Annotated in this window: 12 protein-coding genes and 1 tRNA gene; 7 read left to right on the top strand and 6 right to left on the bottom strand. The window is 43.0% G+C overall.

Translation table 11 applies throughout. From position 1 onward, the window contains the following. Window position 1 precedes the first annotated feature (1 nt). The 4 genes from AC30SH_RS05800 to AC30SH_RS05785 all read left to right on the top strand — a co-directional run bounded on the left by AC30SH_RS05800 (window position 2) and on the right by AC30SH_RS05785 (window position 2,874). Window positions 2-877 (top strand): endonuclease/exonuclease/phosphatase family protein, encoded by an 876-nt coding sequence (locus tag AC30SH_RS05800; protein ID WP_371817620.1) that lies wholly within the window; start codon window positions 2-4, stop codon window positions 875-877. Between the two features lie 117 nt (window positions 878-994). Further along, a complete protein-coding gene (locus AC30SH_RS05795; protein WP_314885404.1) occupies window positions 995-1,711 on the top strand; it encodes a YwiC-like family protein in 717 nt (238 codons plus the stop codon). Between the two features lie 4 nt (window positions 1,712-1,715). After that, a complete protein-coding gene (locus tag AC30SH_RS05790; RefSeq protein WP_212510737.1) occupies window positions 1,716-2,426 on the top strand; it encodes a tetratricopeptide repeat protein in 711 nt (236 codons plus the stop codon). Window positions 2,427-2,439: 13 nt separating this feature from the next. Then, a complete protein-coding gene (locus AC30SH_RS05785) occupies window positions 2,440-2,874 on the top strand; it encodes a nuclear transport factor 2 family protein (RefSeq protein ID WP_212510572.1) in 435 nt (144 codons plus the stop codon). 34 nt (window positions 2,875-2,908) lie between these two features. Here AC30SH_RS05785 and parC read toward each other — a convergent pair whose 3' ends face one another. The 3 genes from parC to AC30SH_RS05770 all read right to left on the bottom strand — a co-directional run bounded on the left by parC (window position 2,909) and on the right by AC30SH_RS05770 (window position 8,508). After that, window positions 2,909-5,161, bottom strand: a complete 2,253-nt coding sequence (parC, locus tag AC30SH_RS05780; RefSeq protein WP_249113888.1) for a DNA topoisomerase IV subunit A — start codon at window positions 5,159-5,161, stop codon at window positions 2,909-2,911. Between the two features lie 160 nt (window positions 5,162-5,321). Next, the gene (gene parE, locus AC30SH_RS05775; RefSeq protein ID WP_212510573.1) at window positions 5,322-7,220 is read right to left on the bottom strand and encodes a DNA topoisomerase IV subunit B; all 1,899 of its coding nucleotides are present in this window, start codon (window positions 7,218-7,220) and stop codon (window positions 5,322-5,324) included. A 124-nt stretch (window positions 7,221-7,344) separates the two neighbouring features. After that, window positions 7,345-8,508 carry a cytochrome-c peroxidase gene (locus AC30SH_RS05770; protein ID WP_212510739.1) on the bottom strand — a complete coding sequence of 388 codons (1,164 nt, stop codon included), beginning with the start codon at window positions 8,506-8,508 and terminating at the stop codon, window positions 7,345-7,347. Between the two features lie 196 nt (window positions 8,509-8,704). Between AC30SH_RS05770 and ytfE the strand changes: the two genes are divergently transcribed. Beyond that, window positions 8,705-9,382, top strand: coding sequence for an iron-sulfur cluster repair protein YtfE (gene ytfE, locus AC30SH_RS05765; protein WP_048749641.1), 678 nt, complete (start codon window positions 8,705-8,707; stop codon window positions 9,380-9,382). Between the two features lie 85 nt (window positions 9,383-9,467). Here the strand turns inward: ytfE and AC30SH_RS05760 are convergent, their stop codons facing one another. Together AC30SH_RS05760 and ettA are read right to left on the bottom strand one after the other, a co-directional pair. Further along, entirely contained in the window at window positions 9,468-9,839 is a 372-nt protein-coding gene (locus AC30SH_RS05760) for a DsrE family protein (protein ID WP_212510574.1), read from the bottom strand. A gap of 204 nt (window positions 9,840-10,043) precedes the next feature. Further along, complete coding sequence (ettA, locus tag AC30SH_RS05755; protein WP_212510575.1) at window positions 10,044-11,714, bottom strand: energy-dependent translational throttle protein EttA; 1,671 nt, start codon at window positions 11,712-11,714, stop codon at window positions 10,044-10,046. A 435-nt stretch (window positions 11,715-12,149) separates the two neighbouring features. Between ettA and zevA the strand changes: the two genes are divergently transcribed. Together zevA and zevB are read left to right on the top strand one after the other, a co-directional pair. Further along, window positions 12,150-12,782 (top strand): zinc transporter binding subunit ZevA, encoded by a 633-nt coding sequence (zevA, locus tag AC30SH_RS05750; RefSeq protein WP_305825888.1) that lies wholly within the window; start codon window positions 12,150-12,152, stop codon window positions 12,780-12,782. Between the two features lie 14 nt (window positions 12,783-12,796). After that, on the top strand, window positions 12,797-13,819 hold the full coding sequence (gene zevB / locus AC30SH_RS05745; RefSeq protein ID WP_212510576.1) for a zinc transporter permease subunit ZevB: 1,023 nt from the start codon (window positions 12,797-12,799) through the stop codon (window positions 13,817-13,819). Between the two features lie 138 nt (window positions 13,820-13,957). Here zevB and AC30SH_RS05740 read toward each other — a convergent pair. After that, window positions 13,958-14,033 (bottom strand) — tRNA-Asn (locus tag AC30SH_RS05740). Between the last annotated feature and the right edge of the window lie 312 nt (window positions 14,034-14,345).

Raw genomic sequence — 14,345 nt, 5'->3', positions numbered from 1 at the left:
GATGTTTAGAAAACACGCCTTTAAACTTATCGCCTTTCTCGTTTTCCTTATAGCGGCGATTGCCGGTTATCTTTTTTATAGCTTAACGATTTTCTCCCCCGTCAACATTCACTTTACCACGACGCCAAATCTCACCTATCATCCGATAAAAAAACAGGATGAGTTAATTTGTTATCAAGCAGAACAGCCTCTCCCCGAAATCACACAGAAGACATTTCGCTTGTTGATTTGGAATTTGCATAAAGGACAAGATGCCGGTTGGCAAGAGGCGCTGAATCGTTTGGCGCAGGGACGTGATCTGTTGTTATTACAGGAAGTGTTAAACACACAAGAATTGGCTGCGCAATATTCATCGCGATTTCCTACCGCACTTTATGTCAGCGCCTTTGCTTATTTACAACAACAATCCGGCATTGAAATTCTCTCTCAATTTGCACCGCACTTTTACTGTGCCGGCTCAAAATCTGAGCCTTGGATTCGTATTCCCAAAGTGGGCGCGGCGATGAGTTTGCCTCTGTCCCACGGGCAAGCGCTGTTATTGGTCAACGTGCATTTGATTAATTTTGAAATGAATCCGACGGCTTATGAAGAACAACTTCGCACACTGATGCAGTTAGTTTCGCAACATCAAGGCCCGCTTGTGTTATCCGGTGATTTTAATTCTTGGAACGGTTATCGTATGCGGATCATCCGAGAATTGATAAAGGAATTCGGTTTGATTGAAGTTTCTTTTGCACAAGATCACCGATTACGTTTTTTAGGCAATCCGTTGGATCATGTTTTTGTGCGTGGGCTGAACGTATTAAATGCGACAACAGAACCAACGGAAAGCTCTGATCATGCACCTTTGTTGTTGGATGTGGAATTAGCCGATTAAACATTGAATGCAAGTTAGTTTGTTTTTCGTAATAAAAATAATTCGCAAGAGCTATGTTCATCTAAATGAAAAACCTCTAAAATTCTTAAACTTATTAACCAATCACTCGTCTTATTTATGAAACTATTGATTTCGAATCAACACGGTGCCATCGTCATGGCGCTCATGCCATTTTTATATGGGATGTTGCTCAGCAACCCGATTTGGCAACACGTTTTCTTTTTGCTGGCATGGTTTTCCTTGTATTTAATGACCTATCCGTTTCTGAATTTATTTAAAGGCAGAAATTTGGAACTGTATATTAAATGGTCGTGGATTTATTTCTTTGCCTGTGTCATTTTTGCCATTCCGGTATTGATTTATAACTGGCATACGGCGTTATTTGTGGCGGCTATGTTGCCGTTCGTGTTGGTCAGTATTTATTACGTTAAGCAAAAAGATGAGCGCGCTTTTTTAAATGATTTAGCGGGTATTGTGATTTTTGCCATTGCCGGCATGGGATCCTATTATTTTCCTGACCGCACTTTTGATGACAAAATTTGGCTGGTAGCGCTGTATCCGAGCTTATTTTTTATCGGTACGACCTTATATGTGAAATCCGTTATGCGCGAGCGTAAAAATCCGCTGTATTTAAAATTATCCATCGGTTTTCACGCGCTTTGTATTCTTGGATTTGTTTTTGTAGAACAATATCTCATGGCGTTAGCATTTGTGCCGCCATTCATTCGAGCCATTTGGCTACCGCAGAAAAAAATGTCGGTAAAACAAGTGGGATTCACCGAAATCGGTATTTCCCTGTTGTTTTTTGCTAATTTGCTTTATGCCACTTTGTAAAAAGATGATGAAAAAACGCTTAAAGCATTTTGCAATTGGCCTTGGCTTATTTAGTTTTTCTGCTCTTGCTGTGGAAACGCCGGTTTTTCCCATGGTTCAAACCGTGGAAGAAAGCGGGAAACTGTTGCGTAATGAACTTACGAATGATCAGCTAAGAGATTGGGGGCGTGCTTTTCTTCAACGCAATGATATGCCCTCCGTGTTTAATGTGATGTATCTTCTTGCGTTGAAAGATGATAGACGCGCACAGTTGGATCTTGGGCGACTTTATTTTCGTGGAGAAGGTGTCGAACAAAATTATGAAAAAGCCTATTGGTGGTTCAGCGAAGCCGCAGAACAAGGAAGCAGAATTGCGGTAACCAATTTAGGTATTCTTTACGCCGGTGGTTATGGCGTCAAAAAGAATCTTAATCATGGCATTTCTTTGCTGGAGAAAACCGCATCAGCTAATGACTCACAGGCGATGCTCGTTTTAGGCACTCTGTACTATAACGAAATTAAAATTAGAGACTTTAATAAAGCCTTCAAGTGGTTAGAAAAAGGGGCTAAACAAGGTAATGAAGAGGCTATTTTCCGCTTAGCGTTAATGTATGAACGAGGCGAAGGCACAAAACGTAATCGACCGATGGCGATTTCTATTTATAAAGATTTAATCGCACAAAAAAGCCGTTTTTCTGAAGAAGCAAAAGAGCGTCTAGCGTTATTAGAAGGTTAAGTGGATACAATAAATGGATGAGATTCGATACATATACGAAAAATGGCACCAGTATGCAAAGGAGCGCGATGTTGAGGCGTTAATTGCGTTATACGCGGATCATGCGGTATTTGAAAGTCCTTTGGTTCCGGCTATCTTAGATAGGACAAATGGCGTACTGAATAGCAAGGATGAGATTAAATTTTTCTTACAGGAAGGGACAAAGCGTCGTCCTAATGAGTTGGTCAAATGGTTTCGGCGTGGTGACTATCTCACAAATGGGCGTTTATTAGTTTGGGAATATCCAAGGCAAACCGATGAGGGTGAACAAATTGATATTCTAGAATTGATGGAAATCGAAAACGGGCTCATTCAACAACATAGAATCTATTGGGGCTGGAAAGGATGTTTGCTGATTAGTCAGGGGTTAGCGAGATTGCAGGAAAATCAAAAAAGTTCTTCAACCTAAAAAAATAAGGGTGCCATTGGCACCCTTATCTTTTTTATTCCTGTGGTGTCACCACTTCGATGTCCACGTTGCTATGCAACCCTCGCGGTAACTGCGTCCCTTTGCGACCCCGTTCGGCTCGGAATTTCTGTAAATCTTCCGGATTTAAGGTTACTTTACGTTTCCCGGAATGGAAGATGAGACTGGAATTTTCTTCAATCAACAATAACCGCACCAGTAATTCAGAACGCGCTTTGGCGTTGGCGGACGGAATAGTGACGATTTTGTTGCCTTTGCCTTTGGACAGTTCCGGTAAATCTTGTGCAGGGAAAATCAGCATTCTGCCGGCAGATGTGAGTGCCACCAAAAGTGCGGTCGGATTTTTCAGTGTTAACGGTGGTAACACTTTGGCATTTTCCGGTAAGGAAATGAGCGCTTTACCGGCTTTGTTACGAGCGACTAAATCGGCGAATTTACAAATAAAGCCATATCCGGCGTCAGATGCCATGAGCAACGGCTGATCTTCATTTTCAATGAGGAGCTGATCAACAGTAGCGCCTGCCGGCAGGGTAAGTTTACCGGTGAGCGGCTCGCCTTGGGAGCGAGCAGACGGCAGACTTAGCGGATCCAGGGCGTAACTGCGTCCCGTGCTGTCGATAAACACCGCCGGTTGATTGCTTTTACCGTAGGCATGCGCCAAATATTTGTCGCCGGCTTTGTAGCTTAAGCCTTGCGGATCAATGTCATGCCCTTTCGCACAACGCACCCAACCCATTTCCGATAAAATCACCGTCACCGGTTCTGTCGGCAGCATTTCGTTTTCTGCAATAGCTTTGGCTTCCGCTCGTTCAATCAACGGCGAACGGCGTGGGCTAGCGTATGTTTTGGCATCCTGTTGAATTTCTTTTTTCAACAGCGTATTTAAACGGCGTTCAGAGCCTAAAATCTCTTCCAAAGATGACCGCTCTTTTTCCAGCTCTGCTTGTTCCGCTTGCAACTGATGTTCTTCCAGTTTCGCCAAATGACGCAAGCGCAAGTTCAAAATGGCTTCCGCTTGTGCATCGCTTAAGTTGAAACGTGCCATTAATTCGGCTTTCGGTTCATCTTCGTGACGGATGATTTCGATGACGTCATCAATATTCAAAAAGGCAATCATCAAACCTTGCAAGATATGCAGGCGTGCAAGCACTTTGTCTAAGCGGTATTGCAAGCGTCGAGTCACGGTGGTGCGACGGAAAGTCAGCCACTCGGTGAGGATTTCTAACAGATTTTTCACTGCCGGTTTGTAATCCAAACCAATCATGTTCATGTTGACACGATAGCTTTTTTCCAAATCGGTGGTAGCAAATAAATGCGCCATCATGGCATCGGTATCTACGCGATTCGAACGCGGCACGATCACAATGCGCACCGGATTTTCATGATCTGCTTCATCACGAATATCTTCTACCATCGGCAGTTTTTTCGCGGTCATTTGCTCGGCGATTTGCGCAATCACTTTGGATGGCGACGCTTGATGCGGCAGGGCGCTGATAATGATTTCCCCGTCTTCCTTTTTCCATGCTGCACGCATTTTGATAGAGCCGCGACCTTGCTGATATATTTTGCGAATTTCTTCTTTCGGTGAAATGATTTCCGCCTCTGTCGGGAAATCCGGGCCTTGCACCACAGTCAACAAGTCATCCAAGGTGGTTTTTGGATTATCCAACAACATCACTGCAGCATCGGCGATTTCATTAATGTTGTGCGGAGGAATATCCGTTGCCATCCCCACCGCGATCCCTGTCGTACCGTTGAGTAAAATATGCGGCAAACGTGCCGGCAAATATTGCGGTTCTTCTAAGGTACCGTCAAAGTTTGGTTGATAATCCACAGTACCTTGACCGAGCTCCGCCAATAGCACTTCTGAAATTTTAGATAAACGGGATTCCGTATAACGCATCGCCGCGAAAGATTTCGGATCGTCCACCGCGCCCCAGTTGCCTTGCCCGTCAACCAATGGGTAACGGTAAGAGAAGGGCTGCGCCATCAACACCATGGCTTCATAGCAAGCGCTATCACCGTGCGGGTGGAATTTACCCAACACATCCCCCACAGTACGGGCAGATTTTTTATATTTTGCCGCCGCATTCAGCCCTAGCTCGGACATGGCATAAATAATGCGTCGCTGTACCGGCTTCAAACCATCACCGATAAACGGCAAGGCGCGATCCATGATGACGTACATGGAGTAGTTGAGATACGCCCTTTCGGTGAAGTGGCGTAGTGGCATTTGTTCGATGCCTTCGTAGTTGATGGAGTCAGTCATGATTTATTTTTGCGTTTTATTTATGTCGATAATATTCGTTTAATTTATTGGCTTTCGCCAAGTTTCCCCTCTTTTGTAAAGAGGGGCGAGGGGAGCTTTTAAGTGCGGTTAATTTTTGAAATGTTTTGAAGCGTTTGAAAATTTCACCGCACTTTTCTTTTTACACAGCCAAATCCACTTGATCCCCTTTCGCTTGTAACCAGTTTTTACGGTCTTCAGCGCGTTTTTTGGCCAGTAGCATATCCATGGTTTCCATTGTTTCTTGGCTTTCTTCGCTTTGTGCTTCAAAGGTGAGTTGCACTAAACGACGGGTGTTCGGATCCATTGTGGTTTCGCGTAATTGCATTGGGTTCATTTCACCCAACCCTTTAAAACGCTGGACGTTTGGTTTACCTTTTTTCCCTTTCAGACGATCCAAGATAGCGTCTTTTTCGCTTTCGTCGAGGGCATAGAACACCTCTTTGCCTAAGTCGATTCGATAGAGCGGCGGCATCGCCACATACACATGGCCTTGTTCTACCAGTTTCGGGAAATGACGTAGGAAGAGGGCGCAAAGTAGGGTGGCAATGTGTAAACCATCCGAATCCGCATCGGCGAGAATACAGACTTTACCGTAGCGTAGCTGGGATAAGTCATCGTTGTCGGGGTCAATGCCCAGTGCCACGGCAATGTCATGCACTTCTTGTGAGGCTAAGACTTGCTCCGGTGAGACTTCCCACGTGTTCAAGATTTTACCGCGCAACGGCAAAATCGCTTGGTATTCACGTTCTCGAGCTTGCTTGGCAGAACCGCCGGCGGAATCTCCTTCCACGAGGAATAATTCGGTTAAATTGAGATCTTGTGAGCTGCAGTCGGCGAGTTTGCCCGGTAGCGCAGGGCCGCTTACCAGTTTTTTACGCACCACTTTTTTCGCTGCACGCAAACGGCGTTGGGCTGAGCTAATAGCCATATCCGCCAACAATTCGGCAGTTTGAACGTTTTGGTTGAGCCACAAACTGAAGGCATCTTTCACAACGCCGCCAATAAACACCGCACTTTGACGGGAGGAAAGTCGTTCTTTGGTTTGTCCGGCGAATTGCGGGTCCTGCATTTTAAGGGAAAGCACATAAGCACAACGATCCCATAAGTCGTCAGCGGTGAGTTTCACGCCGCGCGGCAATAAATTGCGGAATTCGCAGAACTCACGCATGGCATCCAATAAGCCTTGACGTAAACCGTTGACATGTGTGCCGCCAAGTGCGGTCGGAATCAGGTTTACATAGCTTTCACCAATGAGTTCGCCACCTTCCGGCAACCATAATAACGCCCAAGATACCGCTTCTTTTTCGCCTTTAAATTCACCGATAAACGGTTGTTCCGGCAAGGTGACTAAACCGTTTACCGCTTCCATTAAATAGTCGTTCAAGCCGTCTTGATAAAGCCAAGTGTCTTCGGTGCCATTCACTTTATCGATAAATTTAATTTCTAGCCCTGAGCACAACACGGCTTTGGCTCGGAGTAAATGACGCAAACGGCTGACGGAGAATTTTTCGCTGTCGAAATATTTCGGATTCGGTTTGAAATGCACGGTGGTACCGGTCGTGCGACGACCGCAGGTACCGATAACGGTGAGGTCTTCCACTTTTTGACCATTTTCAAAGGCGATTTTATACACTTCACCGTTACGTTTAACGGTGACATCAACTCGCTCGGATAAGGCGTTCACCACAGAAATTCCCACCCCGTGCAAACCACCGGAGAAGGTGTAATTTTTATTAGAAAATTTACCGCCGGCGTGCAGTTTGCTCATGATCACTTCTACGCCGGATATCTTTTCCACCGGGTGAATATCCACCGGCATACCACGTCCGTTGTCGGTCACTTCAATGGATTGATCTTTATGCAAAATCACTTCAATTTTCGTGGCAAAACCGGCAAGGGCCTCGTCCACGCTGTTGTCGATAACTTCTTGTGCGAGGTGATTTGGGCGGGTAGTGTCGGTGTACATGCCCGGGCGGAGTTGTACCGGTTCAAGGTCTTTTAAAACGGTAATTTCGTTGGCGGAATAATTCGTTGTCATAGTCATTCATTAATAAAATCTTGGAAGCAAAATTGCGCAGGATTATAGCAAAAAACAACGGGATTTTTAACCGCACTTTTCGTGCTGAGAGAAGAGAAAAGTGCGGTCATTTTGGCGAGCGTTTTTATTGTTGTTTGAGTAGCGTTTCGTAGCGTTCGTCCGTTAAGGTTTTCAGAAAGGCTTCAAGGTCATCCAGTTGTTCGTCGCTTAACGGTGGCGCTTTGAGTTCTTCAAGATTCATTGTTGCGGCGTATTCCGGTGCTTCCCAAGGTTTCTGAGTTTCTGGATTAAGTTTACGCGCAGGGTTGTTGAAATGATCGAAATATTCCAACACGGTGCGCAAATGTTTAAACACGCCGTTGTGCATATAAGGTGCGGTGACGGCAATGTTGCGCAGGGTAGGTACTTTGAATTTTCCCTTTTGGCGTTGATCGCCGTTGACCATTGGGTTATCCAACAAACCGTTATCGATAAAATCCTGGCTGAGCTGATTATGTGCGATTAAACGCTGATTTTTAGGCACGCCCATGTTGTAGTAGCGATAATTGGTGAAAGTTTCTTCCTTATGTTCGGTATCTTGCGCTTGATGGCAGTTGCTACAGTTGGTTTTGGTGTTATCAAAAAATAATTGTTTACCACGTTCTTCTTGTGCCGTCATCGCATATTTGCCTTGTAGCGATTTATCGTATTTGGCATCAAAAGGATGCAATAAACGTTTTTCTTTTTGGAATACGGCAAGGGCATCTTCCATGGCAGAATAAACACGATCTACACTTTCCCAAGTTTCTTTACCGTAATGTTGAGTAAAGAGCGTGAGATACATTGGTGTATTGAAAATTCGTTTAGCAACGGAAAGTTTGTCCGGCATGCCCATTTCCACCGGATTGATCGGCGGCCCGCCGGCTTGTTCTGCTAAGTTTTTAGCTCGCCCATCCCAGAATTGCCCACCCACATAATCCTGAATTTTTTCATCGTAATGAAATTCCGGTGCATAGCTTGCATAAAGCATGGTTGGCGCATTTCGTGTGCCGAACCGCGTCGGATCATCACCTTGAGAGACCATTTTGTCTGCGCTGTTTTCTCGTAAATCAACAAAGGCGGTATCCGGGCTGTGGCAACTGGAACAGTTTTGGTTGCCGTGTAGAGAGAGGTTGTTATCAAAAAATAAAATTTGTCCCAATAATGCCTTATCGATTCCGCCTTTCGGCATTTCACGGGCTTCTTTTTCTAGCGCTAAGGCAGACATCGGCAGCCATGCGGCAAGTAGCATTGTAAATAAACGGTTCATGGTTTGTCCTGGTAATAAAATGATGTTCTTTAGCATACCCTTTTTTCCCTTTTTTCTGTCTCACTCTTTTAAGGTATGACTTTTGACCTGAATCATACAAAATCATTTTTTTTGAAAAAGTGCTTTATCTTCCTACAAAATAGTTTACCATTTTACTCAGTTTTTTTTGTTATCCACAGTTATGGGGGAAATTATCATGTCTTTTGCCGATAAAAAATTAAGTGAAATTGCGATTTCAATTCCAGGATCAACCGCACTTTTACGTGAATATGATTTAGATTTTTGTTGTGGTGGCGCCGATACATTAGGCGCAGCTGTTGCAGAGAAAAATTTAAATTTAGCGGAAATTGAAGCTCGTTTAACAGAATTGCAAAATAGTAAAAAACAGGACGATGAGCAACGTTGGTTGACAGCACCTTACGCAGACATCATCGAGCACATTATTCATCGTTATCATGAACGTCACAAACAACAGCTTTCTGAACTTTTTGTCTTGGCTGAGCGAGTAGAATCCGTTCACGGCGATCGTGATGATTGTCCGATTGGCATTGCTGCTGAAATTCAAAATATTTATAGTGATTTAACCAGTCATATGATGAAAGAAGAGCAAATTTTGTTCCCGATGATCAAAATGGGTAACTATGCGATGGCAAGAATGCCGATTCAAGTTATGGAACATGAACACGCTGAACACGGTGAGCATTTGGATGTATTGAAAGCGCTGACCAATAACTTAACACCGCCGGCAGATGCGTGTAATACTTGGCGTGCCCTCTATAGTGGGATTCAAGAATTTATGGATGATTTAATGATGCACATTCATACGGAAAATAATATTCTGTTTCCACGCGTGATTGAGGAAGGCAGCAGATAAATCCTGTTTTAACAATTTGAAGTATATAAAGAAAGCCATTAAATGCGATGTTTAATGGCTTTTTATTTGTAACGATATAAAAAGATTAATTCAGTTGAAGTTGTCTTTGTGAAGCAAATAAGGATTCTGTAATAAAGCTGGCAGTTACAATTTCTGCTTCAGGATAAAGGCTTTCTTCGGATACGCCGTTATGTTGCATACAGGAAGAACACACGGCAATTCTACCACCTTTTGCAATAAAGGTATCAATGAGTTCACGAACTGGTTTGAATGGTGCGCCAATGTCGATTTTATCGCCGTAATTTTTAGCGCCGAGATGAACGGCATCGGAAAGCAATAAAATGACAGTGTGTTTGCCTTTTTCTAGGGCGTTTATTCCGACAGTAAAAGCAATAGTAACATTATTTGAATCGCGCTCATGGGCAGTTAATGTAATTAATAAATCAATGTTTTTCATGATGTTTCCTCTACGTTTTGGTTTGTTAAATAAAATAATTTATATATTTATATTTTTTGATTTTAAAGGGTTTTATTTCATTTGGCTGTGATTAAAATCACAAAATGAGAAATAAGTGAAATGTGGTTGTAAATATGGTGAGGAAATATAAAAAATAACCCCAGATTCAATAAAGTCTGGGGTTAAGGGTTAAACGACAAAGGCTTATTTCGCAATACGTTTATATTTCATGCGGTGTGGTTGAAGGGCTTCAGCACCGAAGGTTTTCTTCTTCCATTCTTCATAATCGGAGAAGTTGCCTTCATAGAAGGTTACCTTGCCTTCATCACCGTAGTCTAAAATATGTGTAGCGATACGGTCTAAGAACCAGCGGTCATGGGAAATGACCATAGCACAGCCTGGGAATTCTAAAATCGCATTTTCCAATGCGCGTAAGGTTTCCACGTCAAGGTCGTTGGTCGGTTCATCCAGTAACAACACGTTGCCGCCGGCTTGTAACAGTTTGGCTAAGTGCAAACGGCCACGTTCACCACCGGAAAGTTCGCCTACGCGTTTTTGCTGATCCACGCCTTTGAAGTTGAAGCGTCCTACATAAGCACGGCTTGGAATTTCAAAGTTACCGATTGTTAAAATATCTTGTCCGTTAGAAACTTCTTCCCACACGGTTTTCTTGTCGTCCATCGCATCGCGGAATTGATCTACGGAAGCCAACACGACGGTTTCACCTAAGGTGATGGAACCCGAATTCGGTTGTTCTTTGCCGGAAAGCATGCGGAACAAGGTCGATTTACCCGCACCGTTTGCTCCGATAATCCCAACGATAGCGCCTTTCGGAATGCTGAAAGACAAATCATCGATTAAAGTGCGGTCGCCGTAAGATTTACTTAAATGTTGCACTTCAATCACTTTATCGCCTAAGCGTGGACCAGGTGGAATAAAGAGTTCGTTGGTTTCATTACGTTTTTGATATTCGCCGGAATTAAGTTCCTCAAAACGAGCCATACGCGCTTTGCTTTTCGCTTGGCGACCTTTTGGATTTTGGCGCACCCATTCCAATTCTTTCTCAATGGATTTTTGGCGGGCAGATTCTTGCGCCTGTTCTTGCGCCAAGCGTTTTTCTTTTTGTTCCAACCAAGAAGAGTAGTTGCCTTCCCAAGGAATGCCTTCACCACGGTCAAGCTCCAAGATCCAACCGGCAACGTTATCTAAGAAGTAACGGTCGTGGGTAATTGCCACCACGGTGCCTTCGTAGTCGTGCAAGAAGCGCTCTAACCATGCCACGGATTCCGCATCCAAGTGGTTGGTCGGTTCGTCTAATAACAACATATCCGGTTTTTCGAGCAATAAACGGCAAAGTGCCACACGGCGGCGTTCCCCCCCGGATAAATGTTCGATTTTGGCATCCCAGTCCGGCAAACGTAATGCATCGGCGGCGCGTTCTAATTGGTTATCTAAATTATGCCCGTCATGCGCTTGAATGATGGCTTCCAACTCCGCTTGCTCCGCGGCAAGTTTGTCGAAATCTGCATCAGGATCGGCATATAAGGCATAAACTTCATCTAAACGCGTTAACGCACGTTTAACTTCACCCACCGCTTCTTCAATCGCTTCACGCACAGTTTGTTGCGGTTCAAGTTTTGGTTCTTGAGGAAGATAACCGATTTTAATACCGGGTTGCGGACGTGCTTCCCCTTCGATTTCTTTATCAATGCCCGCCATAATGCGAAGCAACGTGGATTTACCTGCGCCGTTTAAACCGAGCACACCAATTTTGGCTCCTGGGAAAAAGCTTAGGGAAATATCTTTTAGAATATGACGTTTCGGCGGAACCACTTTGCCTACTCGGTGCATCGTGTAAACGAATTGTGTTGACATAATTTTTCTCTGGTTAAGGGAAAAGTGCGGTCATTTTTGTCGATGTTTTTACATGCGGAATGACCCTAAAGAAACAATAAAGCATAAAAATCATTGTCATGATTCAGGCGGCTCATTCTACTTGATGTTTGCCGTTGTGCCAATTTATCGCAGTAAAATTTTAGGCATAAAAAAACCTCTCCGAAGAGAGGTAGGAAAGTAGTTTAGCTATTTATGATTATTTTATTTAGGAACTTTATGAATATCAAGCAATCACTTGATGGTGTTGAATGTTATCGATTTTTCAGTGAGAAGCAAAATGCAAAATTAGGTTTGTTTGATATAAATCAGAAAAAACGGGTGATTTTTTCATGATGGATGCTTTTTTGAGCGCACTGTGGTGCATTTTTATTTATGCTAAAATAATGAAGTCAAATTTACCGGGAAGGTGATCCAGTGAAAAAAATAAGCTTATTTTTTATAACCTTAATTTGTGCCCAAACGCTTTTTGCGCATCCTCATGCGTTTATTGACATGAAAATGAAGGTGTTGGTGGACAAACAACAATTAGTCGGGTTTTCGATGCAATGGATTTTAGATGAGCCCAGTTCAGCCGCTGTGTTATATGATGTAAAACAAGCAAAAGGTGACAAGAAAGCATTGCAAAAATTAATTGATGAGGTTATCGGCAATGTGGTCAATGAGCATTACTTTAGCTATTTATTTGATAAACAAGGCAATAAAGTAAAATACAGTGCGAAACCACAAAATTACGGGATGAAGAGCAGTGGAGCGCAGGTGTTGTATTATTTTGATTTTATGTTGTCAAAACCGCAGCTTTTGCAGGATAACGAATTTACATTAAGTACTTACGATCCGACTTATTATGTTTCTATGTATTACGATCAGCCTTTTCATTCGGCTGTCGATTTTTCTCAATTACCGGAAAATTGTCATGGCGAAGTGCTGGAGCCTGATGTTAATGAAAAGCTCAAAGCCTATGCTTCCTCGTTAGATCAGTCTCAACGCAACGAAGATGACACCCTTGGCGCGCAGTTTGCACAAAAAGTGCGGTTAATTTGCAAATAGTTTTTAAGAAATTCATGAAATCCCGTTTATTTTATTTCCTGTTGTTAGGCATATTGCTAGCTGCCTGTATTTATTTGTTTCCGTGGTTATTTTCCCATGTTGTACTCTGGCAACGGGAATTTAATCAGCTCATTTCTGCCTATTTACATGCTATAGAACTGCAGCCCGTTTATGCCGGCAGTTTGCTCATTTTAGTGAGTTTTTTATATGGTGTGTTTCATGCCTTAGGTCCTGGGCATGGCAAGTTTATTATTGCCGGCTATTTGGCAACTCACCAGACGAAGCTTGCACGTAGCATGCAAATCACTTTCTTCTCTTCTTTAGCGCAAGGTTTCGTTGCCATTGTGGCGGTGTCTGTGGTGGTGTTGATTTTGCAGCTTTCCTCCGCCTACTTCAATTTAAGCCAATTATGGTTGGAACGAACGGCTTATGTTATGGTGATTTTGCTTGGGCTGAGTTGGTGTTGGAAGAGCGGGAAAACGCTGTATAAACAGCATCGACAGAAGAAACAAAAATTACACATTAATACGATTCAACGCCCTATCAAAAATGAGATGCGAATTGCTGAAAAAAGTGCGGTAGGAATTTCAACTGTTTTTGCAGAAACACATACGGAACACCATGCCAACTGTGGTTGTGGTCATCAACATATTCCGGATCCTGACGCTTTGAATCAAAGCACAAATATAAAAGAAAGCGTATTGATTATTTTGAGTATCGGTATGCGACCTTGCTCCGGTGCGATTTTTGTTTTGTTCCTTGCTTATATGTTGGATTTGTTCCCTTGGGGCATCGCGGCAACATTAGCGATGTCGCTGGGGACGGGAATCACGTTATCTGCATTTGCGTTACTGGTGCGCTATGCTCGCTCAACGGCGATTAAAATCGGCCAATGGTATCGTCGACCTTTTGCAGAGATCAATGTTGAAACTGTGGCGAAATGTTTTGCCGGTCTTATGTTGATTTTCTTTGCATTAGCGTTGCTTTATGGGACGACCTTGCCGGTAAGCGGAGGCGCGACATTATTTGCGAGATAACGAGATAAAAGAGGCGAGAATAAAAAGGATTCAGCAGAAAAAAATAAAAGCCCATAAGGAGGCTATGGGCTCAAATTCTTTCGGTATGCTTTAGTTTTTATAAAAGGAGACAAATAAAAACTATCCAAAAGAAAAAACTGGCTCCTCCTGCTGGACTTGAACCAGCGACATATGGATTAACAGTCCACCGTTCTACCGACTGAACTAAGGAGGAATAAATTTGGTATCAAAAGATAGGCCGCGTATGTTACTTATCCCTCTATAGGTTGTCAACACCTAAAATAAAAAATATTTCCCCGTTTTTAGTGTGATATTTCTATCCACAAACTCTGTGGATAAGTTTGTGAGTTATTATTTTAAAAATCACCCCGCTCCCGATAAAATCAGGCTTTATTGAAATTCGATATAAAATTGATTGTAAAATAACATTTTTTTATTTTTCAAATAGTTAACAAAAATCTAGAGAATTTTTTAAAATTTTTTTATAAATTTGTGATTTAGGCCACTTGACAAATATAACTCTGTG

The sequence above is a fragment of the Aggregatibacter sp. HK296 genome (assembly GCF_980469475.1).
The sequence above is the reverse complement of the archived record's forward strand: the minus strand, read 5'-3'. Positions and strand labels throughout refer to the sequence as shown.